General features: G+C 33.5%; 19 protein-coding genes and 1 pseudogene. 11 read left to right on the top strand and 9 right to left on the bottom strand.

Annotation, left to right across the window (positions count from 1 at the left end; genetic code table 11):
• Positions 1-65: 65 nt before the first annotated feature.
• Positions 66-929 carry a cupin-like domain-containing protein gene (locus GQ46_RS08980; RefSeq protein ID WP_044400772.1) on the top strand — a complete coding sequence of 288 codons (864 nt, stop codon included), beginning with the start codon at positions 66-68 and terminating at the stop codon, positions 927-929.
• 1 nt (position 930) lies between these two features.
• On the top strand, positions 931-1422 hold the full coding sequence (locus GQ46_RS08985; protein WP_044400774.1) for a DUF6646 family protein: 492 nt from the start codon (positions 931-933) through the stop codon (positions 1420-1422).
• Positions 1423-1484: 62 nt separating this feature from the next.
• On the opposite strand, the gene GQ46_RS08990 is transcribed toward GQ46_RS08985, so the two are convergent.
• The 5 genes from GQ46_RS08990 to gdhA form a co-directional block, all read right to left on the bottom strand.
• Complete coding sequence (locus GQ46_RS08990) at positions 1485-1961, bottom strand: regulatory protein RecX (RefSeq protein ID WP_044404814.1); 477 nt, start codon at positions 1959-1961, stop codon at positions 1485-1487.
• Between the two features lie 197 nt (positions 1962-2158).
• Complete coding sequence (locus GQ46_RS08995; RefSeq protein WP_044400776.1) at positions 2159-4588, bottom strand: TonB-dependent siderophore receptor; 2430 nt, start codon at positions 4586-4588, stop codon at positions 2159-2161.
• A complete protein-coding gene (gene recO / locus GQ46_RS09000) occupies positions 4572-5288 on the bottom strand; it encodes a DNA repair protein RecO (protein ID WP_044400777.1) in 717 nt (238 codons plus the stop codon). The genes GQ46_RS08995 and recO overlap by 17 nt, the downstream gene beginning before the upstream one ends.
• Positions 5288-7636, bottom strand: a complete 2349-nt coding sequence (locus GQ46_RS09005; protein ID WP_044400779.1) for a hypothetical protein — start codon at positions 7634-7636, stop codon at positions 5288-5290. The genes recO and GQ46_RS09005 overlap by 1 nt, the downstream gene beginning before the upstream one ends.
• A 103-nt stretch (positions 7637-7739) precedes the next feature.
• On the bottom strand, positions 7740-9083 hold the full coding sequence (gdhA, locus tag GQ46_RS09010) for an NADP-specific glutamate dehydrogenase (RefSeq protein WP_044400783.1): 1344 nt from the start codon (positions 9081-9083) through the stop codon (positions 7740-7742).
• Positions 9084-9296: 213 nt separating this feature from the next.
• On the opposite strand from gdhA, the gene GQ46_RS09015 reads away from it, so the two are divergent.
• Positions 9297-10124, top strand: coding sequence for a hypothetical protein (locus tag GQ46_RS09015; RefSeq protein ID WP_044400785.1), 828 nt, complete (start codon positions 9297-9299; stop codon positions 10122-10124).
• A 70-nt stretch (positions 10125-10194) separates the two neighbouring features.
• Here the strand turns inward: GQ46_RS09015 and GQ46_RS09020 are convergent, their stop codons facing one another.
• On the bottom strand, positions 10195-11403 hold the full coding sequence (locus tag GQ46_RS09020; protein WP_082041734.1) for a cystathionine gamma-synthase: 1209 nt from the start codon (positions 11401-11403) through the stop codon (positions 10195-10197).
• A 96-nt stretch (positions 11404-11499) separates the two neighbouring features.
• Here GQ46_RS09020 and GQ46_RS09025 point away from each other — a divergent pair, with 96 nt between their 5' ends.
• The gene (locus GQ46_RS09025; protein WP_044400792.1) at positions 11500-12243 is read left to right on the top strand and encodes a PdaC/SigV domain-containing protein; all 744 of its coding nucleotides are present in this window, start codon (positions 11500-11502) and stop codon (positions 12241-12243) included.
• Here the strand turns inward: GQ46_RS09025 and GQ46_RS09030 are convergent.
• Positions 12232-12696, bottom strand: a complete 465-nt coding sequence (locus tag GQ46_RS09030; RefSeq protein ID WP_044400795.1) for a DinB family protein — start codon at positions 12694-12696, stop codon at positions 12232-12234. The two genes, GQ46_RS09025 and GQ46_RS09030, sit on opposite strands and share 12 nt — an antisense overlap.
• A 108-nt stretch (positions 12697-12804) precedes the next feature.
• Between GQ46_RS09030 and GQ46_RS09035 the strand changes: the two genes are divergently transcribed.
• Both GQ46_RS09035 and GQ46_RS09040 read left to right on the top strand, forming a co-directional pair.
• Positions 12805-13161 carry an arsenate reductase family protein gene (locus GQ46_RS09035; protein WP_044400799.1) on the top strand — a complete coding sequence of 119 codons (357 nt, stop codon included), beginning with the start codon at positions 12805-12807 and terminating at the stop codon, positions 13159-13161.
• The gene (locus GQ46_RS09040; protein WP_044400802.1) at positions 13151-14062 is read left to right on the top strand and encodes a DMT family transporter; all 912 of its coding nucleotides are present in this window, start codon (positions 13151-13153) and stop codon (positions 14060-14062) included. Before GQ46_RS09035 ends, GQ46_RS09040 begins: the two co-directional genes overlap by 11 nt.
• Here GQ46_RS09040 and GQ46_RS09045 read toward each other — a convergent pair.
• Complete coding sequence (locus GQ46_RS09045) at positions 14051-14530, bottom strand: thioesterase family protein (protein WP_044400805.1); 480 nt, start codon at positions 14528-14530, stop codon at positions 14051-14053. The genes GQ46_RS09040 and GQ46_RS09045 overlap by 12 nt on opposite strands.
• A gap of 300 nt (positions 14531-14830) precedes the next feature.
• Here GQ46_RS09045 and GQ46_RS09050 point away from each other — a divergent pair, with 300 nt between their 5' ends.
• The 5 genes and pseudogenes from GQ46_RS09050 to GQ46_RS17975 form a co-directional block, all read left to right on the top strand.
• Entirely contained in the window at positions 14831-15688 is an 858-nt protein-coding gene (locus tag GQ46_RS09050; RefSeq protein ID WP_044400808.1) for a YicC/YloC family endoribonuclease, read from the top strand.
• Complete coding sequence (gene gmk, locus GQ46_RS09055) at positions 15688-16272, top strand: guanylate kinase (RefSeq protein ID WP_044400814.1); 585 nt, start codon at positions 15688-15690, stop codon at positions 16270-16272. The genes GQ46_RS09050 and gmk overlap by 1 nt, the downstream gene beginning before the upstream one ends.
• A gap of 49 nt (positions 16273-16321) precedes the next feature.
• On the top strand, positions 16322-16900 hold the full coding sequence (gene nadD, locus GQ46_RS09060) for a nicotinate (nicotinamide) nucleotide adenylyltransferase (RefSeq protein WP_044400815.1): 579 nt from the start codon (positions 16322-16324) through the stop codon (positions 16898-16900).
• Positions 16901-17929: 1029 nt separating this feature from the next.
• Positions 17930-18550, top strand: a complete 621-nt coding sequence (locus tag GQ46_RS09070) for a TIGR02117 family protein (protein WP_255350651.1) — start codon at positions 17930-17932, stop codon at positions 18548-18550.
• Between the two features lie 418 nt (positions 18551-18968).
• Positions 18969-19100 (top strand): annotated as a pseudogene (locus GQ46_RS17975) (DUF2459 domain-containing protein); the annotation flags it as partial.
• A 332-nt stretch (positions 19101-19432) separates the two neighbouring features.
• On the opposite strand, the gene lysM reads toward GQ46_RS17975, so the two are convergent.
• A complete protein-coding gene (lysM, locus tag GQ46_RS09075) occupies positions 19433-19918 on the bottom strand; it encodes a peptidoglycan-binding protein LysM (RefSeq protein ID WP_044400820.1) in 486 nt (161 codons plus the stop codon).
• Positions 19919-20007: the final 89 nt, after the last annotated feature.

A 20007-nucleotide genomic window follows, 5' to 3' on the forward strand; every position in this document is an offset into this window, starting at 1 on the left:
ATTATTATAAAAGCTTCAATTCCGTAACCTTTTCTTAACTTTATCGGTATAAAACATCTAATTTTTTGAAATTGAATCTTCAAGATATACCAAGAGTAAAAACAATTTCGAAAGAAGTGTTTATTCGCGATTATTTTAAACCACAAAAGCCTGTGGTTATTGAGCAATTTATAGAAGATTGGCCAGCCTATTCCAAATGGAACTTAGAATTTATAAAACAAATAGCTGGCGATAAAATTGTACCCCTTTACGACGACAGGCCTGTTAATTACAAAGACGGATTTAATGAGCCTCATGCGCAGATGAAGATGAGTGATTATATCGATTTATTGAAGCGTGAACCTACAAAACTCAGGATTTTTCTTTGGAATGTTTTAAAGGAAGTCCCGCAACTTCAAAAAGATTTTACCTTTCCAGATTTTGGGTTGAAACTTATGAAAGGTTTGCCCATGCTGTTTTTTGGAGGATCCAATTCACACACCTTCATGCATTATGATATTGATTTAGCGAATATTTTTCATTTCCATTTCGAAGGTAAAAAAAAATGCATCTTATTCGACCAAGAGCAAAACAATTATTTGTATAAAATCCCCTATTCATTAATAGTACGGGAAGATATTAATTTTGCAAATCCAGATTTTGAAAAATGGCCTGCTTTGGAAAAAGCAAAAGGCTGGGAGTGCGAATTGAATCATGGGGAGGTTTTATATATGCCAGAAGGCTATTGGCATTATATGCGTTATATTACACCTGGGTTCTCTATGAGTCTTCGTGCTGTTGCAAGACATCCAAAAACATTAGGTCATGCTATTTATAACCTGTTTTTTATGCGTACTTTAGATACTATTATGCGCCGTGTAAAAGGTCAAAAATGGATTGATTGGAAAAACAAAAAAGCAATAACAAATACTAATAAATACATACAATAAAATGAAAAAAATAGTCCTTATAGCATTTTTACTAGCAGCTTATTTAGGAAATGCACAAGCATTCACAGGAAAGGATGACAAAAAATTATTTGTAGGAGCTAATTTACAGGAAAATGCGACGGGCATTACCATTGGTTTAGATTACGGTATGGGTGAAAACATTTCGTTGGGTATAAGTAGTGCCTATGCTTTAAATTTATCTAATGATTTAACTGCAGATTTTGTAGATCGTTTCGATTTAAGAGGGCGATTTAATGCTAATTTAGGCAATGTTTTAAACATTAGTGATAACTTAGATGTGTATCCAGGTTTGAGTTTAGGCTTAAAAAACTTTGGAGGTCATTTTGGTATACGCTATCTTTTTACTTCTGGTTTTGGTGTTTATAGCGAAGTAGGAACAACTTTTGCAAAATACAATACGGACAACTTAACTGAGGCAGAACAAATTCACAATCAATTTGTAGCAAATATTGGCGCTATTTTTAATCTGTAATGCTACTTTTAAACAAACTAAAAAGCCTTTCAATATCTAATTGAAAGGCTTTTCTTTTTAAGTTATTTTATCAATTCATTGGTCTTTTCGTAGACCAAATGCGACTCCCAGCCACGGTATAATAAATAGTCTATTAATTTCTTTTTCTTCTTTAGTTTATTGCTTTCAAATATGGCATTGGCTTTTTTTTCGGCTAACTCATTAAAAACGTCGATATACTCATCTTCTGAAATTTCTTTAAACGCCTGATTGATGTTAAATTTAGAGATGTCCTTCTTCTTTAATTCAATAAGAAGACGCCGTCGTCCCCATTTTTTAATTCTAAACTTACCACTAACGTAAGTTTTGGCAAAGCGTTCCTCATTAAGATAGTTGTGCTCTAAAAGGTGTACAATGATAACATCTGTAGCTTCAGCTATCATATTCATGTTTTTTAACTTCTGCCTTACCTCTTGATGACAACGCTCTTGATAAGCACAGTAGTGTTCTAACTTTTTAGTCGCCTGTTCTACTGTATACGTTTTTATGTTTTGGTACATATTCCAAAAATAAGCGATTAAAAAATAATACAAAAAATCCTGTTGCATTAAAAAGGTTCAACCTACTAATTAAACCTTTTCTTATTAATTTCCTGTCTCATCAGTCTACCGTATCAAAATAAATTCACATCACATCTAATTATTTAAAAATCGGGAAAAAGATTAAAATAATTAAGAGCACCTCAGCCCCTGCTTTTTTATAAGTTATATTTAAGAGATACTATTAAGTTTCTACCAGGACTCGAAATACCAGAGGAATAGGTTCTATAGCGTTGGTCTGTTATGTTTTCTAAACTTGCTGTTACAGTAGTCGCTCTATTTATTTGATATTGAGTTCTCAGATTAAGTGTGTACCATGACGGTGAATAGGGATTTCCATTTTGGTCTAAAGCATACAAATACTCTTTCTCTTTCTCAGAAGGCGCTAGTTGATTATAATCAAGCGTGTTATTATAATTTAAGAACCCATCAACTTTTAGAGATTTATTTTGCCAAACCAAATGTGTGTTTCCAAAATTTGGAGCGACATGTCTAACAGGTACTTCAACGCCATCAGTCTCTTCTGTTCCGCCAGTAATATTATATTGTGAGGTTAATTTGAGAGCATTACTGAAATTTACTTTAGCTCCAATTTCAAAACCATAAATCCAAGATTTCGAGGCATTTTGTATAGACTGTACCTCACTTAGTTCTCCATCGTAAAAAATTTCAGTTTCACCATTCAAAGTGCCATGTCGTCTTACTAAAGCATTATCTAAATACGTATAATACGTTGCTGTATCTAAAATGAAAACACCATCAAAATTTAATTTTAAACCAAGTTCACCTCCATAAGCATATTCTGGCATTAAACTTTCATTTGGGACGACTACTGAGCCTGGTTCTGAGTCGAACACCTTACCAATATCGTCTATATTGGGTGCTCTAAAAGCAGAAGATGCATTCAATCGCCATTGCATGGTGTCATTAGGAGACCAACTTACGCCTGCACTTCCTGTAAAAGCACTTGCCTTATTAGTTGAAGCTCTGAAGGGTAAATTTAAAAACACATTGTTTTCAGAAAAATCTGCATGTGAAACGACATAATTGTATCGTATTCCAGATTGAAATACCACAGTGTTATTAGGCTTATATTTTATGTTTCCATATACCGCGGCAGATTGCCAAGTAGATCCGTTTGGATATCGTGTGACTATTGGCCGTGTTTCCGAATTTTCTATGTTTTCTTCAAAAGCTTCCGAATTTACTTTATTATAAACATACTCAAGACCATAGAACAAAGTAGTACTTCTGCTCAACGCCTTTTCTAAGTCCAAATTAAAAGAAAGTGCGTTTACCAACTCCTCTCTATTATTTCGAATTGCAGATTGAAACCCACGATCTATTCTACTTTCTTCAAAATTTTGATAGGCGGCAGTAGCCTGAATTTTATCATATAAATTTGAACTACTACTTAACTTTGTTACATTTAAATTAGTCATAAACCATTTTTGTGGTCCATAATACCACTCAGCAGATCGCAGTGTTTGATTACGATAACGAATAAGTCTATCGTATCTTGGGTTATCTGAACTAGCAGTGTAGAAAACACCTAAGTCAAACGTTAAGTTTTCTTTGGGTTCATAACGCACTTTCTGCATGAGATTCACCTGATTATAACCAGAAAATTTTTGAATTAACGGATTGCTATTTTCTACAATCACATCTTCACCATTATTTGTCACAACAAATTCAGGCCGTAAATACGCTTCTGGACCATGACTTCCCATTCTTAAATCATCAAAAGAAGTATAACTAAGATTGGATATAAAGGCCCATTTTTTCAAACCATAATTAAATCCGAGGTGTGCGGTTTTTTCATTGCTTGCTGTTGCATAGCGCAAGACTGCTTGTGTTTGTATAAAGGTAGCCTCTGAATAGGACACCTGCGGTTTATGTGTGTAAAAACTCATAACGCCACCGATGGCATCACTACCATAAATAACGTTTCCTGCTCCCAGGGATACTTCTGTATTTTGAATAGAAAACGGATCGATAGAAATTACGTTTTGAATATTTCCACCTCTAAAAATAGCATTATTCATACGCACACCATCTATAGTGATTAAAAGTCTATTTGTAGAAAACCCCCTAATTATTGGACTTCCACCTCCCAATTGACTTTTTTGAATATAGACTTGACCTGACGCTTCTAATAGATCTGCACTAGTTTGTGGATTAGTAAAGCTTATAGTTTTAGCATTAATACTTATTATTTTTTTTGGAATATCTCTCTTACTTTCTTCAAATTTTGAACCAGAGATAACAATTTCATCCAAGCCTTCTGCCTTTTGCTCCAATAAAACTGTTCCATTTTTTATGTCCTTTATTTTTATGGAAAACAAATGATAACCAATGTGCTTGAAGTAAACAGTTTCACTTTTATTAAAAGGATTTAAATTTATTTTACCATAAAAATCACTAATTGCGCTTTTATTCTGTTCTTTATTATAGACTGCAACTTCTACTATTGGCTCTTTTGTTTCTATATTTAAAACGGTAATTTCTTGCGCTACAGCATCAATGCTAAAGCATATAAGAATTAAAAAGAAGAAAAAAACAGAGGTATTTTTACTTAAAAACGTCATTAAATATTTGTAGGGATTTTGGTTTTTTAAAGCTTCCCAAATGTAATTCGAAATACAATAAGATAAAACTTAAAAAAGACTGTCTTTGTTTTGCGTTAATTTTTACTGTTTCTAACGCATCAAATGTTGTGCCTAACAGTTGTTTTAGTAACATTAAATTTTCTCCTTCCAAATGGTATCTACTTGTGTTTTTAATCACAAACGCCCCATCTTCCATATTAAAATGAGGGGCATCAATTTGCGATGTATCGGGATAAAAACCCAAGTGTTTTGATAGATTTAACAAAAATAATAAATGGAAATTAGCATACTGGTCATGTGCGTCCAACCACTGTAAGGTTGCTTCTAAATAATTAAAAAGCGTATCATTTTGTTCTTCTTCCTGAAGCGACATAGAGAGTACTTCAGCTAAAAACATAACGATAGCACTTTTTAAAACATTGGTATGTAAACTAGAGTAAAGGTGGTTGATTTTAACTTCTTTAATATACTGTAAGCCTCGGGAAGGTTTATGATCTGTAGTTAACTGCAATTGTGTCAATAGCTGATAGTATGCTACTTTTGACCCTTTTGCGTTTTTTAAAACACCTCGTAACAGATAACTTACAATTCCCTCTTTTTGTGTGTAGCACTTAACTATTAAATCGTTATCTCTATATTTAATTTTAGACAGAACAATAGCATTGGTTGTAACCAGCATTATCTTACGATCATTAGTTTGAGTGCTTTAGTCTCGAAGGAGTCCAAATCTGAAATTAAAACCAAATATACTCCTGTAGCCACAGTTCTGCCAGACATATTTTTCCCATTCCAGAGCGCTGTTCCTCCCTCAATTTCTAAGTTATATCCTTTAAACTTTGAGTTGATTCTTGATTCTGCTTCAGTTACTAAATTACCTTCGATATCTGTTATTTTTATATTTACATTACCAGTAACACCCTTAATTTTAATTTTTTCTTCATTAATATTAAAATTGGGTCTAACAGGATTTGGGTAGACATAAGCCTCTTGTAAATCATTTAATGGAGCAGAAGTTTCTGAGTTAAAAGCAACCATACCTTTTTCTGTAGCCATGTAAACTTGACCGCTTATAGCATCTATAGCAACATCTAAAACACTATTTGTAGGTAATGGAGAATTGTCTTTTGTAAAATGATAAATGGTTTCCTGCCCATCTGAAGAAAAATAATAAACGCCAGTATCTAATGTTGCAATCCATTTATTATTTGAGCCATCAACTTCTATATCGGTTACAAATTGTCGAAATAGTAATTCTCTGGGAATTCCATCGTCTAATATAACAATATTTGAAACTTCTGGCTCGCCTTCCATAAAAGCTGAAGTGTTGAACACAACTCTTAACCCTTTATCTGTACCCAACCACAATTGATTTTGTTTATCGATAGCGACAGTATTTACAATTTGCGAAGGCATGTTTTGCTCTTGTTGACTAATATTTCTAATCATCCCTGTAGTAGGGTTAAAACCAATTATTCCAAAACCATATGAGCCTATAAAAATAGTAGTATTGTTATCAAAAACGACAGAGGAGAATCCTAAATTTGCTGCAGTTGAACTAATAAGGGATCCTAAACTGTAGTCTGTCCATTGCCCCTCTTTAAACCTATTAAGTTCCATTTCATTTCTCCCATTTAACACCCAAAGTGCTCCCTCTTTGTCAAAATTACTAGCAAAAACAAAAGTGTTATCCTCAAAAAAAGGCGTTAATGTACTATTGTCTTCATTGTAAAATAGCTCTGGCACGTTGTCTTTAATGTAAACAAGCCCTTTTATAGAGGAACTAACATAAACCTCTCCAGTGTTAAAAGGGTTTATAGAAATATAGGTTAATGCCCAAGGATTTGGCGTGATTGAGGTTAAAGAATCGTATGAAATATTATTCCATTCCGCATTAACATAATGACTCAATCCAGATCTTCTAATACCTGTATACGGATTATAATAGATATCATGACTTCCGTGCGTTACCCAAACTTCATTAGATTGTGTTCTTACTTGGAAAAAATAATTACGAAGCGGACTTTGTGGGTGTATTTCTTGAAATGTTGAAGGATTATTAACATCAATTTCAATAATTCCCAAACCAGAGACACCAGTGCTTTCTATACGACTAGTCCCAACGTATAGCTTATTTTTACCGAAATCTGAAAATGCTGAAGTGAAATTTATATTATTATAGTCTGAAGCCGAAACGGTAAAAACTTCTACAAAATCGTCTGTATAAACGAAGGCGGTTTTTTGAATGGTTACCACGAGATTCTCATTTATATAGTGCATGTCTAATGGCAGAGTAGCATATGTAAATAAAGAAACAGGAACCGCGTTAGTTATATCGTATAAACTTCTATTGGTACTCGTTCCATAAAGTTTTAAACCCGTAGACTCAATTCCATTAAACGGAATTGTTGTAACCAATTCCCATTGTTGATAATCTATAAGATTAGGGTTATCTATAGCCGCTTTTCTTAATCCCGTTGCTGTTGCTGCATAAATAAAGCCATTGAAGACTGCTGTTTCATAGATTTTAATTTGAGTTCCATTTGGTCCGATAAAATAGGTGTCACCAAATTCTAAGGCACTAGCGTTATATACAGAAATGCCATAATTAGTCGAAATAAAAACAGCATCACCAACCAAGTTAAAATCGTTAATTGTTTTATCGTTAGGCGGAATAGAAGGTTTGTCTAAAATATCGACTACTGTTTTAACAGCACCACTCGACTCAATATAAATCTGCATCAATCCATTTTCAAAACCAATAAAAAGCAAGCCTTTATTTTCAATATATTTTATACTGGAAATAATCTCTCCTGAAAGACCTTCAATTGTAGATATTTTATCGATCTCATTCGTATTTCTATCGTAAACAAAAATAGCATTTTCTGCAGCTCCAAAAACTTTTGTTTCTCCATATGAAATATCTGAGACATCGAGATATGAAAAATGTCCAGTCCAATCTTTATAAAGTTCTTGACAGAAGATTAGCGTTGGAATTAAAAAGAAAACAAATAAAAACTTAAATTTCATAGCTTATAATTACGTACACATAACGTAGAATTATGATAAAAATATATACAAATAAAAAAAAAGCTCCTAAATTGAGGAGCTTTTTTATTCTTATCGAAACTATTTATACAACGCCTTGTGCTAACATAGCATCTGCTATTTTAACAAACCCAGCAATGTTAGCACCTTTTACATAATCTATGCTACCATCTTTTTGTATTCCATATTTTACACAAGACTCATGGATATCATTCATGATCTGGTTTAACTTAACATCAACCTCTTCTCTTGTCCAGTTGTAACGTAATGAATTCTGGCTCATTTCTAAACCTGAAGTTGCTACACCACCCGCATTCGATGCTTTTCCTGGAGAGAACAACACTTTAGCTTTTTGAAAAACCTCAATGGCTTCTGGTGTAGTAGGCATATTAGCGCCTTCTGCTACAGCAATAACCTTATTTTTAACTAAAGCTTCAGCATCTTCTTTATTTAATTCGTTTTGAGTTGCACACGGCATCGCTAAATCGCAATCAACACTCCAAGGTCTTTCACCTTCGTGATAAGTTGCTGTAGCATATTTATCTAAATAGTCACTAATTCTTCCTCGTTTTACATTTTTAATCTCCATGATATAGGCTAATTTCACTTCATCTATACCCTCTTTATCATAAATATAACCTCCAGAATCTGACATAGTCAATACTTTAGCTCCAAGTTGCGTTGCTTTCTCACAAGCATATTGCGCGACATTTCCAGATCCAGAAATAACCACTGTTTTACCTTGAAAAGAATCTCCTTTTGTTGCTAACATGTTTTTGGCAAAATAAACACAGCCATAACCTGTAGCTTCTGGTCTAATTAATGAACCACCATACGAAATTCCTTTACCAGTTAATACACCAGTAAACTCATTGCGCAACCTTTTGTACTGGCCAAACATATAACCTATTTCACGTCCTCCAACACCTATATCGCCGGCAGGAACATCTGTGTTTGGACCTATATGACGAAATAATTCACTCATAAAAGATTGACAAAAACGCATGACTTCATTGTCACTTTTTCCTTTAGGATTAAAGTCACTTCCTCCTTTTCCACCTCCCATTGGTAAGGTTGTTAAAGAATTTTTAAAGACTTGCTCAAATCCTAAAAACTTAAGAATACTTAAGTTTACCGATGGATGAAAACGCAAACCACCTTTATATGGCCCAATCGCGGAATTAAACTCTACTCTAAAAGCTCTGTTTACCTGTGTTTCGCCTTTGTCATCAATCCAAGGTACTCTAAAGATAATAGTGCGCTCTGGCTCTACCATTCGCTCTAATAACATTTTGTTTTGATACTGTGGATTGTCTTCAATAAAAGGAATAACTGTTTCAGCGACTTCATGTACAGCCTGTAAAAATTCAGGCTCGTGACTATTTTTCTCCTTAACTAAGTCTAAAAATGCTTGTATTTTATTTTTCATTAAAAGTAAAATTATGATACTATTATATATATAGTTAATTGTTGATGCAAAGATACATTATCTTTAAAAATGACCTTGTATTTTTTTAAAATTCACAAAAGAAAAATTCATATTTAAAAAAATTAATCTTCTGCATTTCATCTATATTATTTGTTAGTTAATCGGATTTTTTTATATTTGCTTTATATATTGCCTCTAAACTTGAACAATACGATGTTTAAAACAAAACAAATAGTTGTGCTATTCTTTATTTGCTTCACCATGCAAACTGCAAAAGCACAGTTAGGATTCTCTCACGAGTTAGGCATTATTGCTGGTCCTGTGGCTCTTAAGTCTGATTTTGGCGTTCGCTCTGATTTTAAAACAAATGCAGAAAATACCGGAATTGGCGTTGGTTTAGTACATTACATCAATTTCGCGTATCGTGCAGATTGTAATTGTTATACTACAGACAATTATTTTAACGACCATTTCAAATTACGTACCGAACTTTCTTGGAATAAAACAAAACTAGAACATGTTGGCGAGTTCGTTGCACCTAATAAAATCAGTGAAGAATCTAACCGTTTAAGGGCTCATACTGGTGAGGCGAATAATTTTGATATAGGCATGCAACTTGAATATTTTCCTTTAAGTATTCGTTCGTTTCAGGCCTATAGCTATAAATTTGCTCCTTTTTTAAGTCTTGGTGCACATTATGTGGCATACAACCCAAAGGTTAATACAGATTACGGTAATGGTAACGAACAAAATTTTTCTAATTTTTACAATCCTTGGTATGCAGACAACCCCTTTGACGCAGACACCAATCCAACGGGATTACAAATACCTGTAGACCCAAGCTCTGGAAGTACCTGGTCTATCGTTTCAAGTGTTGGTGTTCGCTACAAAATATCACCTTTAGCAGATATCATGTTAGATCTTCGTGGTCAATACTATTTTAGTGATTGGGTAGATGGCTTAAACCATGAATTGGAATATAACAAGCATAACGATTGGTTAGTTTGGTTAAACTTTGGTTATATTTATTACTTAAATTAATCTAAAAAAAACAATAAAAAAGCTCAAGTGTCTATAACTTGAGCTTTTTTGTTATACGAAAGATTTACTTTTATCCTAAAGCCTGCTTTAAATCGCTTACTAAATCTTCTTCATCTTCAATACCAACACTTAATCTAATTAAAGAATCTACCACGCCCGTTTTTTCACGTTCTTTCTTTGGAATACTTGCATGTGTCATACTTGCAGGGTGTCCAGCTAAAGACTCAACGCCGCCTAAAGATTCTGCTAGTGTGAAAATTTTTAGTTTCTCAACGAATTTAATCGCTTCTTCATAATTGTTTCCTTTTGTAGTAAAAGAAACCATCCCTCCAAAGTCATTCATTTGAGATTTGGCAATATCATGATTTGGGTGGTCTTCAAAACCTGGCCAATACACCTTTTCTACTTTAGGATGAGACGCCAAATACTCTGCAACAGCCTTGCCATTTTCACAGTGCCGTTGCATTCTTACATGCAGGGTTTTAATGCCGCGAAGTGCTAAAAATGCATCCTGTGGTCCACAAATAGCGCCACTTGCATTCTGTATAAAATACAATTGGTCTGCCAATTCTTTATCTTTCACCACTAATGCCCCTAAAACCAAATCACTATGTCCACCAATGTATTTTGTTGCAGAATGCATTACGATATCTGCACCTAAATCTAAAGGTTGTTGTAAGTATGGGGTTGCAAATGTATTATCAACAGCCAATAAAAGCTTGTGCTTTTCCGCAATTGCAGCAGTTGCTTTAATGTCTATAATAGTCATCATTGGGTTTGTTGGTGTTTCTACCCATATCAATTTTGTGTTATCATTTATATAGTCTTCAATATTAGCGACATTTTGCATACCAATAAAATGAAATTTAATGCCGAAGCCTTCAAAAATGGAAGTAAACAAACGGTAGGTTCCTCCATACAAATCGTTAGTAGAGATTACCTCATCTCCAGATTTAAGAAGTTTCATTACCGCATCAATGGCTGCAAGACCAGAGCCAAAAGCCAAGCCAAATGCTCCATTTTCTATACTTGCAAAAGCATTTTCTAATGCCTGGCGTGTTGGATTATGTGATCTCGAATAGGCAAAACCTTTATGTCCACCAGGTGTGCTTTGCGCATAGGTTGATGTTTGATATATTGGTGGCATTACGGCTCCATAGGCAGGGTCATATTTTTGCTTACCATGAATTGTTTTAGTATTAAATTTCATCTTTTTATAATTATTGTTTTCTAGTTTTAGCCTTGAGATAGTGCATCTAAAACAAAAAAATGTTTCCATGACTAAAATATTTAGCCCTGGTCCTCTCACCAGTTGGTCAACAACAAAAATAACCTTTCATTCGTTGTATTCAAATTGAATTAATACCTTTAGCCTATGTTCAACACCCGGCCTTTTAAATTTCTGAAAACATTCTGTTTTATTCTGCTTCTAACCATTTTATTTTCTTGCGAAAAGGAAGCCGCTTTAAGTTTTACTGAAATCCAAATTTTAGCCGAAGGAGAAACGACTATTGAAATCAATATTCCAAAGGCAGAAGGCCAATCGGAAGCTGCTAAACAAATCAACAGCACTTTGAATAGGTTTGTTAATTCAGTCTTAAACATAGGAAACTTTTATCCTCTTAAAGTAGATACTAAAAAAAGTATTGCTGGTTTTAATAAAGCCTACACCGATTTCAAAACACAATTAGGAAAAACGCTCTATACAGAACTCCCTGCATGGTCTGTTTTAATTGATGGTGAAGTCCTTTATAAAAGTAAGACTCTAGTTTCTATGGCCATGACTTCCAGTATTAATACTGGTGGCGCACATAGCAACCTCGTTTTTGAGTTTTATAATTTTGATCTGAAAACCGGAAAACAACTCACTACAAAAAATTTAATTAACGACGTTGAAGCCTTTACTGCTTTAGCTAAAAAATACTATGATAAAGAATTACTCTCTGCAGAAGAAAGTCGGGTTTCAGCCTTTAAAACTAAGGCATTTGAAATTCCTGAAAATATAGGATTTAGCGATGACGGTGTCATTTTAGTTTATGATACTTTTAATCCTGTAAGTAACAAGGTGATTGAATTTACCATTCCTTATATTATAGCAGAACCCTATTTAAACTTTTAAAACACGTAATAGCGCTAAAATATAACCCGCATGCATGCCTTCGTGAACCAGTGCAAATTGAATCGCTTCATTAACATTGGTTAACGTATTTCCTGTTGTTGATAAGGTATATTCATGAAAGGTACTAAAGGTTTTGGAGCCAAAATCGGCTTTGGTATGCTCTATAGTAGTGAATGCTAATGCGTTTAATTCATCGACATCTGCTTGTGTCGCCAAACCATCTGGTTTCGTTCCTTTTTTATATTTTTCAATAAGCGCTTCGCTTACATTAGGTTTCAATCCAGACAGTTTATACACTAGAATCTGTTCAGTAACAATACAATGTCCAATATTCCAAAGCACGTTATTATTAAATCCATTAGGAATGGCATTAAGTTGGGCCAACGACAATTGTTCCAAATAGGCCTTAAAAAAGCCTCGAGTTTTAGCAAAAACATCAAAAGTAAAATCCATAATTCATTTTTTTTATAAATATAATAGAATCTAATACAAATGAATTTACTTTGCAGTATTAAATGTTTTAGATATTTCTGTTCACGCGGAAATGCAAAAGAAATTTGAATGAACAAAGTATACTATCTTAAATCGTGCAGTACCTGTATTCGTATTCTAAAAGAACTAGATTTACCTGAAAACACAGTGCTTCAGAACATCAAAACAGAGGCTATTACTGAAGCTCAAATAGATGAAATGAAAGACCTAGCGGGAAGCTACGAAGCACTTTTCAGCAAAAGAGCAACACTGTATAAGCAGCGCGATTTAAAAAACAAAAAGCTTACGGAAACAGCGTATAGAAGCCTCATCTTAGAACACTACACTTTTTTAAGTCGTCCCGTTTTTATTTTAAATAACGCCATCTTTATTGGTAATTCTAAAAGCAATGTTGAAGCTGTAAAAATAGCTTTAAATGAAAACTAGATCTTGGGCTTTAATTGCTGCTTTTGCTGTACAACTACTGTATGGCTTAAACTACACTTTTGTAAAAGTGATACTAGCCGGTGGACATATGCGCTCTAACGGGCTCGTGCTATTGCGAATAATAGGTGCAGCCTCACTATTCTGGCTTTTTAAAAGCATTGGCCCCAAAGAAAAAATTGATAAAAAAGACTACAAAACTTTCTTTTTTGGCGCTGTCTTTGGTGTTGCAGTAAACATGCTACTCTTTATAAAAGGATTAGAATATACCACTCCTATTCATGCCTCTGTAATCATGATTACCGTTCCAATAATTGTTTTAGTCCTGTCTTCTTTTTTTTTAAAAGAGCGCATTACAATACTTAAAGTATTAGGTGTCGTTTTGGGCTTTTCAGGCGCTCTGGTTTTAAGTATTTATGGTCGCGGGAATCTCGTTGGCGAAAATATTTCGTTAGGTAATTTGTTTATTTTTATAAATGCGGTGTCTTACAGTATTTATATCATCATTATTAAAAAGCTAACCGATAAATACCATCCTTTCACTTTTATACGTTGGCTATTTTTATTTGGCTTTGTTATGGTTCTACCTTTTGGATTCAATGATTTAATAGCAACCCCACTAGAAACCTTTACCCCTTATATTTACTTTTCTGTTTTTTTTGTAGTTATCGGCGCCACTTTTGGCACCTATGTTTTGAACCCTTTATCGCTTCTCTATTTAAAAGCCTCCACTGTAAGTACCTTTATATATCTTCAACCCGTAATCGCCGGTATATTTGCTATAATTATGGGTAGCGACGGCATAACAGCAGTAAAGCTCATCGCATCAACTTTAATATTCACAGGCGTTTATTTAGTCACTAAAAAGCCAAAAACACTTATAGACGACAAGCTACAGGTTTAGGTTTTTAGGTCTTCTACCATTCGCTCGCGTATCTTCTTTAGTCAACCTTTTATACTCCTCAGATTTTGGAAAATGCTCTGCTAGGTCTAACAAAAATGTAGGTAAACCCGTCATTTTTCTTGCGCCTAAATCAATCCATGCGCCAAGCATTTCGCAAAAGGCTATATTCTCACCTTTATGATTGTAAAAATTATGATCGAATTTAAAGAACGTACCGTCTTCACTTAGTCCAGACACCTCTAAAGAGACGGTTATGGGCTGCCCCAAAAAGGCTTCTTTAAAATAATGCATGTGTTCGTAAAAAACTACAGGACCAATGTTGTATGTCGCTAATTCTTTCATGGTAAACCCTTGCTCTATTAAAAAGGCCATACGTGTATGACTCATAAAATTAGTATACGCAGAATTGGCTAAATGTCTATTGGCATCGACATCACTCCAACGTATTTCGAACTGTTTTGTGTACATTTTTAATTCATTATTTTTAAACGGTTAGATCACATTCGGCAAAACTTATTTTTATTGCTCTAAACTTGTTTACTGGCTTATATCTTCCATGAGCACCGAAGGTTCGGGTACAAAAATACTATTTTCTTAGGATTAAGGTTTCACTATCTTTAATATATAACAGAAGACTTGTAGCACAAATCTTCAACATTATTCTGTAAATAAGAAATTGCTTCACTAGTCTGAGAGTTATTTTATTTGGCTGCCAAATTCACAAACAAAAAAAAACCCTTACTTTTGTTCAACTTTAGACATGATTTTATGATACATTCAATGACAGGTTATGGTAAATCTGTATTACAATTACCAACAAAGAAAATAACAATTGAGCTTAAATCGCTTAATAGTAAAAGCTTAGACTTGAATGCCAGGATGCCTTCTATTTATAGAGAAAAAGAATTGTATTTGCGTAAATTAATGGCTCAAGAATTAGATCGTGGAAAAATAGACTTCTCGATTTATGTAGAGGCTACTGCCGAGGACACGTCCACTAAAATTAACACTCCTGTTGTAAAACAGTACATACAGCAATTAAAAAATGTAGTTGACGGCGATGAGATGGATTTACTAAAAATGGCTGTACGTTTTCCAGATGCATTAAATACAGAGCGTGAAGAAATAGACGAAAACGAATGGAAGCAAATAGAAGCTGAAATTAAAAACGCCATCAAAGCTATAAATGAGTATCGCTTAAATGAAGGTCAAGTTTTAGAGCAAGATTTTAAAAACCGCGTGGAAAGCATTAGTGATTTATTAGAGCAAGTGATTACTATGGACCCTGAGCGTATTGAAGGTGTTCGTGAACGACTAAAGAAAGGGGTTGAAGAGTTACGCGAGAAATATGATGAAAACCGTTTTGAGCAGGAATTAGTCTATTACATAGAAAAATTTGATATCACAGAAGAAAAAGTAAGATTAAAAAACCACTTAGATTATTTTATAGAAACGCTAAACTCTAAAGATTCTAATGGGAAAAAATTAGGGTTTATAGGTCAAGAAATGGGTAGAGAAATCAACACTATAGGTTCAAAAAGTAATTATGCACCAATGCAGCAATTAGTAGTACAAATGAAGGATGAACTCGAGAAAATTAAGGAACAACTTCTAAATGTACTTTAATGAAACAAGGTAAACTTATTGTATTCTCTGCTCCATCAGGATCTGGAAAAACAACCATTGTAAGACATTTACTAAATCAAGAAGACTTAAACCTTGCGTTTTCAATCTCTGCTACATCCAGAGAAAAACGTGGGCAAGAAAGCCACGCGGAAGACTATTATTTTATGTCTGCCCAGGAATTTAAGCAGCACATAAAAGATGAAGACTTTCTTGAATGGGAAGAAGTTTACAGAGACAATTTTTATGGAACTCTTAAAACTGAGGTAGAGCGCCTATGGGCTTTAGGTAAAAATGTTATTTTTGATATAGACGTATCGGGAGGGCTACGTATAAAGCGAAAATTTCCAGAGCAAACCTTATCTATTTTTGTTAAACCGCCAAGTATTGATGAGTTAAAAATTAGGTTAAAAAAGCGAAAAACCGAAAGTGATGATAAAATAAATATGCGTGTTGCTAAAGCTAGTGCCGAATTAGCGACTGCTCCTCTTTTTGATGTTATTATAGAAAATGATAATTTAGAAAAAGCATTAAAAGAAGCTGAAGCTGTGGTTGGACATTTTATAATCACAGAAATTAAAAAATAAGCATAACGCCTTGATAATACTAAATATCACAACAAGACTTAATTAAATAATGAACATTGGTCTCTATTTTGGTTCTTTTAACCCCATACATGTTGGGCATTTAATCATTGCTAACCAACTGGTAGAAAATAGCGATTTGGATGAGATATGGTTTGTAGTAACCCCTCATAATCCTTTTAAAAAGAAGCAGACGTTGTTAGCTGATTATCAACGTTTGGAAATGGTCTATCGTGCGACAAAAGACTACACCAAACTAAAGCCAACTGACATAGAGTTTAATTTACCGCAACCTAATTATACGATTAACACCCTTACTTATCTCCAAGAGAAACACCCAAAACATCTATTCTCTCTTATTATGGGAGAGGATAATTTAAAAAGTTTTCACAAGTGGAAAAATTATGAGCGTATACTTCAAAATCATAGTATTTATGTCTATCCAAGAATTTCTGAAGGCACAGTAGAAACACGGTTTACCGGACATAAAAAGATTCATAAAATTGATGCACCAATCATAGAACTCTCTTCTACCATGATTCGAAAAGCCATACAGGCAGGAAAAAACGTGAAGCCACTATTGCCTAAAAATGTTTGGGAGTACTTAGATGAGATGAACTTTTATAGGTAATTACTCAAACCAAAAAACGAAGAGTACAGTAGGCGTATTACACCCTCAACGTTCCATTTAACAAAAAAACAGTTCCTTTTTTAAACCCTAAAAAGTAGCCCGTTTCTTCATTTACGGTTTTTACCGTAAGGCAAAGTGCCTAAAAACAGTACTTTTCGACGAACGACACAAAAACAGCAAAAAAACTTTTGTAAGCAAAGTATCATTCGAATAGCTTTGATAAAAAATCAAGAAATGAACGTAGTAAGCCCTACAAATTTATTGCTTTTATTGTTACTCTTATTTGGCTATACAGCCTTGAGCCTTTGGCTAGTTAACAAAAATTACAATCAGAATAAATTGTATTGGGTTTTTTTCATTTTAGGTATTCCATTTATAGGCTCAACAGCGTATTTTATTAATTATTTAATCCAAAGTGATTCACATGTATCACTAACAAACAAGTAAGCTCATATTTATCCCTTAAACTATTAGCTTAAAAAAAGCCAACTCAAATGAGTTGGCTTTTTTTGTGCTATTAAAAGGTTGGTGAACAAAAAGTCTGCCTTTGGACTGCTTTCGATTGGGTATTTTTGAAAAATGCGAATACTAATAATTGCTATTTCATCCCTTTTTTAATAAAACACTACTTTTTAAAATCCTAAAAAAGCTTTTTTTTGCACTTTACGGTTTTTACCGTAATGCAAACTGCCTAAAAGTACTGTTTTTCGATGAAATGCATAAAAATGCAAAAAAATCATTTGTAGACTCTCTACGTTTGCCCTAGTTTTGGTGTAGTACTTTACTTAACACTTTTTAAAAAGTAATTATAAAGTATATCTAATAAGTAATGTAGGTTTTATTTATTAGTTTGATTAATAGCGAAAAAACGCCAGCTCAAATAGAGTTGGCGTTTTTTGTTATATTAAGTTTATCAAGTATAAGTATTCAGAAATAGTCCACTTTATTTAGTAACTTACAATTAAAAACAGACCCATTACAAAATACTTAAAAATATTAGGCAAAACAGCACTTTCTCTTGTAGCTTTAATAACTTTATATCTTATTGTGGGTTATGGCTTATCTAAAATCAGCATTGATGAAGAAGCCGATGCTCCCGATGAGATGGCTATTTATATTAAAACGAACGGGGTACATACAGACATTATTTTACCTGTAAAGACTGAACAAATAAATTGGAGTAAACTAATAAAGCAGGAGCAGATAAATAATGACAGCAATACCTATGAATACATTGCTTTTGGTTGGGGAGACAAAGGTTTTTATTTAGAAACACCTACCTGGTCTGAATTAAAATTCTCAACGGCATTTAAAGCGACTACTGGTCTTGGCACAACTGCTATGCATACTACTTATTATAATCGTTTACAAGAAAATAGTAATTGCCGTAAAATCATGATAAGTAAGGAACAATATGCCCGCATTATTTCACACATTGAAAAAAGCTTTAAAAAAGACGAAAATGGCTTTTTTATAAAAATCAAAACCAATGCCCATTATGGCTATACAGATGCCTTTTATGAAGGCACTGGAAGTTATAGCTTATTTAAAACCTGCAATAGCTGGGCAAATGAAACTTTAAAAGTTAGCGGACAAAAAGCCTGCCTTTGGACTGCCTTAGATTCGGGTATTTTTGAAAAATACGACTAATGCCAATTGCTGTTTTCAGCACTTTTTTAATAAAACACTCCTTTTTAAACCCCTAAAAAAACCTTTTTTTATCGATTTACGGTTTTTACCGTAAGGCAAACTGCCCAAAAGCACTGTTTTTCGATGAAATGCATAAAAATGCAAAAAATTCATTTGTGGACTCTCTAAGTTACCCCTAGTTTTGGTGTAGTACTTTACTAAACACTTTTAAAAAGTAATTATAAAGTATATCTAATAAGTAATGTAGGTTTTATTTATTAGTTTGATTAATAGCGAAAAAAAGCCAACTCGTCAGAGTTGGCTTTTTTTTGTTCTACTAAATAGAACTGCCATAAAATCATAATAAGTTAAGTAAGGAACAATATGCCCGACTTATTTTACACATTGAAAAAAGTTTTAAAAAAGAGGAAATGCCTTTTATGAAGGTAGTGGAAGTTATAGCTTATTTAAAACTTGCAATAGCCAGGCAAATGAAACTTTAAAAGTTAGCGGACAAAAAGCCTGCCTTTGGACTGCCTTAGATTCGGGTATTTTTGAAAAATACGAATAATGACAATTGCTGTTTTCAGCCCTTTTTTAATAAAATACTCCTTTTTAAAAACCTAAAAAAGCCTTTTTTTATCGATTTACGGTTTTCACCGTAACGCAAACTACCTAAAAGTACTGTTTTTCGATGAAATGCATAAAAATGCAAAAAATTCATTTGTGGACTCTCTAAGTTTCCCCTAGTTTTGGGGTAGTACTTTACTAAACACTTTCTCAAAAGTAATTATAAAGTATCTCTAATAGGTAATGTAGGTTTTATTTATTAGTTTGATTAATAGCGAAAAAAAGCCAACTCGTCAGAGTTGGCTTTTTTTATTTCCGTAAAACAGGAACTTTTTAGTCTAAAGCAGGAATACGTAATACTTGGCCAGGATAAATTTTATCTGGATGCTCTAACATAGGTTTGTTAGCTTCAAAAATAACTGGATATTTCATTGCATTACCATAAAATTTCTTAGCTATTTTCCCTAAAGTATCTCCACTCACAACCGTGTGAAATTGTGCTTCTGGCTCTTTATGTTCAACCGTCATTTGGTCATCTACCGTGGCAATACCTTCACTGTTTCCAACCACCAAAATTGTTTTCTCTCTAGTCGCCTGATCTTTTGCCAAACCAGAAACAGTCGCTTTATCATCATCAATATGTACAATTAGTCCTTCAACATCTAAGTTTAAGTCTCTTATTGTTTCTTCTAATTTTCGTGATGCAGCCGCTTCTTTATCTACTTCTGTAGTAGCAGCTCCTTTAGTATCTTCTTTATCCGTTTTTCCTAAACCGAAAATTTTAGCTCCCGCGTTTTTAATAAATGAAAATAATCCCATAGTCTCTGTTTTTTTTAATTGGTTCGTACTACTTGTAAAGTTGGATAAATTCTCTTTCAATTGCAACTTATAAATCTTATTATTATCAT

The sequence above is a fragment of the Lacinutrix sp. Hel_I_90 genome, from assembly GCF_000934685.1.
Lineage (GTDB): Bacteria > Bacteroidota > Bacteroidia > Flavobacteriales > Flavobacteriaceae > Lacinutrix.

What these genes read in the sequence shown, in the direction of transcription:
- GQ46_RS08985 (WP_044400774.1), top strand. Translation starts at nt 931, where the DNA reads ATGAAAAAAATAGTCCTTATAGCATTTTTACTAGCAGCTTATTTAGGA.
- GQ46_RS08990 (WP_044404814.1), bottom strand. Translation starts at nt 1,961, where the DNA reads ATGTACCAAAACATAAAAACGTATACAGTAGAACAGGCGACTAAAAAG.
- GQ46_RS08995 (WP_044400776.1), bottom strand. Translation starts at nt 4,588, where the DNA reads ATGACGTTTTTAAGTAAAAATACCTCTGTTTTTTTCTTCTTTTTAATT.
- recO (WP_044400777.1), bottom strand. Translation starts at nt 5,288, where the DNA reads ATGCTGGTTACAACCAATGCTATTGTTCTGTCTAAAATTAAATATAGA.
- GQ46_RS09005 (WP_044400779.1), bottom strand. Translation starts at nt 7,636, where the DNA reads ATGAAATTTAAGTTTTTATTTGTTTTCTTTTTAATTCCAACGCTAATC.
- gdhA (WP_044400783.1), bottom strand. Translation starts at nt 9,083, where the DNA reads ATGAAAAATAAAATACAAGCATTTTTAGACTTAGTTAAGGAGAAAAAT.
- GQ46_RS09015 (WP_044400785.1), top strand. Translation starts at nt 9,297, where the DNA reads ATGTTTAAAACAAAACAAATAGTTGTGCTATTCTTTATTTGCTTCACC.
- GQ46_RS09020 (WP_082041734.1), bottom strand. Translation starts at nt 11,403, where the DNA reads ATGGAAACATTTTTTTGTTTTAGATGCACTATCTCAAGGCTAAAACTA.
- GQ46_RS09025 (WP_044400792.1), top strand. Translation starts at nt 11,500, where the DNA reads ATGTTCAACACCCGGCCTTTTAAATTTCTGAAAACATTCTGTTTTATT.
- GQ46_RS09030 (WP_044400795.1), bottom strand. Translation starts at nt 12,696, where the DNA reads ATGGATTTTACTTTTGATGTTTTTGCTAAAACTCGAGGCTTTTTTAAG.
- GQ46_RS09035 (WP_044400799.1), top strand. Translation starts at nt 12,805, where the DNA reads ATGAACAAAGTATACTATCTTAAATCGTGCAGTACCTGTATTCGTATT.
- GQ46_RS09040 (WP_044400802.1), top strand. Translation starts at nt 13,151, where the DNA reads ATGAAAACTAGATCTTGGGCTTTAATTGCTGCTTTTGCTGTACAACTA.
- GQ46_RS09045 (WP_044400805.1), bottom strand. Translation starts at nt 14,530, where the DNA reads ATGTACACAAAACAGTTCGAAATACGTTGGAGTGATGTCGATGCCAAT.
- GQ46_RS09050 (WP_044400808.1), top strand. Translation starts at nt 14,831, where the DNA reads ATGATACATTCAATGACAGGTTATGGTAAATCTGTATTACAATTACCA.
- gmk (WP_044400814.1), top strand. Translation starts at nt 15,688, where the DNA reads ATGAAACAAGGTAAACTTATTGTATTCTCTGCTCCATCAGGATCTGGA.
- nadD (WP_044400815.1), top strand. Translation starts at nt 16,322, where the DNA reads ATGAACATTGGTCTCTATTTTGGTTCTTTTAACCCCATACATGTTGGG.
- lysM (WP_044400820.1), bottom strand. Translation starts at nt 19,918, where the DNA reads ATGGGATTATTTTCATTTATTAAAAACGCGGGAGCTAAAATTTTCGGT.